The sequence below is a fragment of the Aporhodopirellula sallentina SM41 genome (assembly GCF_000346505.1).
Lineage (GTDB): Bacteria > Planctomycetota > Planctomycetia > Pirellulales > Pirellulaceae > Rhodopirellula > Rhodopirellula sallentina.
On the sequence record NZ_ANOH01000418.1, the window covers coordinates 1 to 3,840 of the forward strand.

Below are 3,840 nucleotides of genomic sequence, written 5' to 3' on the forward strand. Positions count from 1 at the left end.
TACTTCATGTCAACTTGATTTTCGGGTAGTGGACGAGGCGACGAGTCCTTGATGCGCTAGTCAAACAAGGGGATTCCTCGCGTCATCCACTACGATTCCACCCCAACGCCACGCTGCAGTGGAATACTAGCCCCAGGTCGCGTCAGCGCACCTGGCGAAATCGGTCACACGAAGCCCTGACCGCCCTCGAAGGTGGTCGTCGCGCAATTATCTTGACGAGTCCGTGACCACCTTCGGGGTTGAAACCAAGCTTTGCCCTCCATTCCGGCGGTGCTCGCTTCGCTCGACCGCTCAAAAACTTCCGCGCGCCTGGACAGATACCGTCCAACCCTCCCCCCCACCGGCGATTTAGCTGCTAAACTCGCTTTTGTGCGAATTTTGAAGCGCACGAGAAGTTGGGGGCACATGCACGATCCGTAGCGGCGGCGCGACAGCTCGGAAGAGAGGGGTTTTCAAAGATGAGCATTGGAACGCAGCGGAAGCGTCATCCACGATTGCTACAACTGATCCGGGTCGGCGGGGGCGGCGAAACCATCGAAACGCTCGCCGCATCGCTCGGCGTCAGCCCGAAGACAGTCCGCCGAGACATCCGAGGTTTGCGCCAGCTAGGGATCCCGATCCAGGAACACGTCTGCCAGAACGGCCGCAAGACGTACCGCATGTCGGACGACGCGATCGGGCAGGTCCGGTTCACGTACGACGAAGCCTACTCGTTGCTGCTCTGCCGGCCCGGGTTCAACGGTCCCAGCACCAACGACTTCGCCGGCACCCTGATCGGCGACGCCTCGCAGTCCGCGTTCGAAAAGATCCGCCGCGCCCTCGGCGAAACCCACGAAGGCTCCTTCCAACGAATTCGCCCCTGGTTGCACCGTTCGTCCGGGCACGGCGACTACCGCGACCAAGCCGACGTGATTGACGCGATCACGCTCGGGATCGAAGAAAGCAACGCGACATCGATCGCCTACCGATCCGCCCGCTCGACCGAGCCCGTCACCTACGACATCCATCCTTATGGGCTCGCCGAACACAACGGCGCGTTGTACGTGGTCGGTCACTCGTGCCATCACAACGAGATCCGGACGTGGAAGATCGACCGCATGGAATCCGCCGAGGTCACCGAGCTCCCCTTCGACCGCCCCGCCGACTTCAGTCTGTCCAAACATTTTGAAGGCGCCTTCGCCGTGATCACCGGCAACGATCCCGTGACCGTCCGCATCCGCTTTCGAGGCAGCGCGGCGCGATATGCAGCCGAGCGAAAGATCAACGCCACACAAACAGAGACCCCCGGCCCCGGCGGCAGTCTCGACGTCAGCGTCAGGCTGACCAGCACGATCGAAATCAAAAGCTACCTCCTCAGCTTCGGCGCCTCCGCCGAAGTCATCGAACCCGAATCACTCCGAGAAGAAGTGACCCAAGAACTTCAACAAGCGATCACCCGCTACGCCAGCGCCCAAGCGTCCCCAAGCGATCAGGCTGGGAGTGCAACACAAAGAACGACACGGAAACGGTAAGGCGATGCCACAAAGCTGTCCGACATCTTTTCTTAATCCGTATTCTCAAGAACGCGCTAGTAATCGGATTGAGTGGCAAGAGTCTAGCGTCAACAAGCTCAGCTACCTCAATTTCTCATGTGCTTAGCTTCCCTGAAGCCGTTGTTTTTCTTTGCGAACCATTTACAGTGCATTTACTTTGTTTCTGGCGGACTTAGCCTGCCTGCGTCGAGTGCTGAGGCGCAAATTCTGAAAACCTAATCTTACTGGAGCAATCGCATTGCAGGCGGAAATCGCAAAACGCACTCTCGAGTTCATTGCAGCACAATTGGTGAAGGCGGGAAACCGGCTCCAATCGTTTACCGACAAAAATGAATTGGATACCAAAGAAGATCAGCTCGAAGCGCTTTTGCCTGTTGCTGACCCGAGAACCTACGAACGTTATGATGCCGCTTTTCGCACAATCGTCGAAAAAGACGTGACTTGTGTGGCTGTAACCGGTCCCTACGGTGCGGGCAAGACGAGTCTTATCAATGCGTTCTGCGAACATAACTCCGAGCTGAACTTCGTCCGAATTTCACTGGCCACCTTTGCGGGTGGTGATGAGGAGACGAACGTCTTAGAGGAGACGAGCGAAAGCGCAGAGGCGATCGACAGAATTGAGAAAAGCATTCTCCAACAGCTGATTTACAGTGCCGGCAGAAAGCAGCTGGAGTATTCACGGTTCAAGAAGATACGCAAGCCGACGTGGTTGCGGGCCAAGGCGATACTCTTGAGTATTTTCGCAATCGTGACAGGAGCGTCGATCAAGTACTGGGGCAACCTCGAAAAATTTGTGGCTGAGGCAAATCACGGGCAGGAGTTCGCTCTGGCAGCAATTGGCGGATTGCTTTGGTTCGCCCTCCTTGTCGTGATCCTTCACGGAATCCTCAAGGCAAGTGCAGGTCTCTCGATCAAGAAATTCTCTCTCAAGAACGCCGAGATTGAGACGGAAGACAAATCCAAGGAGTCTGTTTTCAACAAACACTTAGACGAGATCGTCTACTTTTTCCAGGAGACGCCATGCGACATCCTCATCGTCGAGGATCTGGACCGATTCGGGAAAACGGAGATTTTCACCAAAATTCGAGAAATCAATCAGCTCATCAATGACAATCCTGACGTGAGGTCACGCAAGAAAAAGCCAATCGTCTTTCTTTTTGCGATCCGCGACGACCTGTTCAAGGGAAAGGATCGAACCAAGTTCTTCGACCTCCTCATCCCCGTCATCCCTTTTGTCAGCGCAGGAAACGCATACGACGTTCTGCATAACAAGCTGAAGAATGCCGGACTGAGGGACGCGTTGAAGGACAAGTTCCTTCGTCAGGTCACGGTCTACGTGACGGACAACCGTCACTTGGTGAACATCGTAAATGAGTACACCCTGTATCGCAGAACTCTTTCCGATTCCAACCTCGATCCGAACAAGCTATTCGCGATCATCCTGTACAAAGTGTTTTTCCCGAACGATTTTGGAAAACTTCACATGAATCAGGGAGTGCTTGCTGACCTTGTAAGAGAACTCCAGGAAAGAAGGAGGAAGAAGCGAGAGGAATTCAGTGATGAGTTGAAACAAATTCGCGAATTGGAGAAGAAGGTTCGGGAAGGTAGTGTCCAATCCCAGGAGGTCCTGGCCTGCACCTACGTTGGAGCCATGCTCCGGCGGTCCAATGGTCAGGCACAGGCTTTTCGCCCGAAACAAGGGGGTGAGATAGCTACTCATGCAAACGCAAGCTCAATCCTTCCCGCGCTTCAACAAGGCGGTGAAATACGACTATTCAACGGACAGAAACGCATGGTGAAGACGCTCTCGATTGCAGAATTGGAAGAGGATATCCATCCTGGTCGAACCATCGAAGATAGATTGCGAGAGATCGACAGAGCAACCCAACTTGAGGAAGAGGGGATCGCTACGAGGCGGACCGCATTAGAAAAAGAATTGCGCAACGCTCGCTACATATCGATGAAACGTCTTTTCTCAACGGAGGAGATCGCAGAAGAGGTTTCGGGATTCGAGCATGGCGATCTATTTGTCTACCTCGTCACAAAAGGTTATCTGGAAGAAAACTATCACAACTACACTTCATACTTTCATAAGGGCGCTATTACTCAAGCCGACCGAGAATTCGTCCAAAGATTCAACCGGGATGATGAAATCGAATTCGACGAGAAGATCGATACTCCGAATGAAATACTGTTGACTCTCGAAGACAGTTTGTTCGGCAAGCCTCAAGGCTTCAACGTCACCATGGTCGATCATGTGTTAAGTGAGGCGATGACCGATTATCGCTCCAAACTGGTTGATGGGTTT

The 3,840-nt window shown here is 53.8% G+C and carries 2 protein-coding genes; both read left to right on the plus strand.

What is annotated here, in order from left to right:
* Window positions 1-458: 458 nt before the first annotated feature.
* Window positions 459-1,511: a helix-turn-helix transcriptional regulator gene (locus RSSM_RS27210; RefSeq protein WP_008687310.1), complete on the plus strand. Its 1,053-nt coding sequence runs from the start codon at window positions 459-461 to the stop codon at window positions 1,509-1,511.
* A 259-nt stretch (window positions 1,512-1,770) separates the two neighbouring features.
* Window positions 1,771-3,840 (plus strand): YobI family P-loop NTPase (locus tag RSSM_RS27215; RefSeq protein ID WP_008687312.1); only part of this gene is annotated, 2,070 nt, incomplete at its 3' end.

Coding starts and splice junctions, on each gene's coding strand:
- RSSM_RS27210 (WP_008687310.1), top strand. CDS start 459: ATGAGCATTGGAACGCAGCGGAAGCGTCATCCACGATTGCTACAACTG.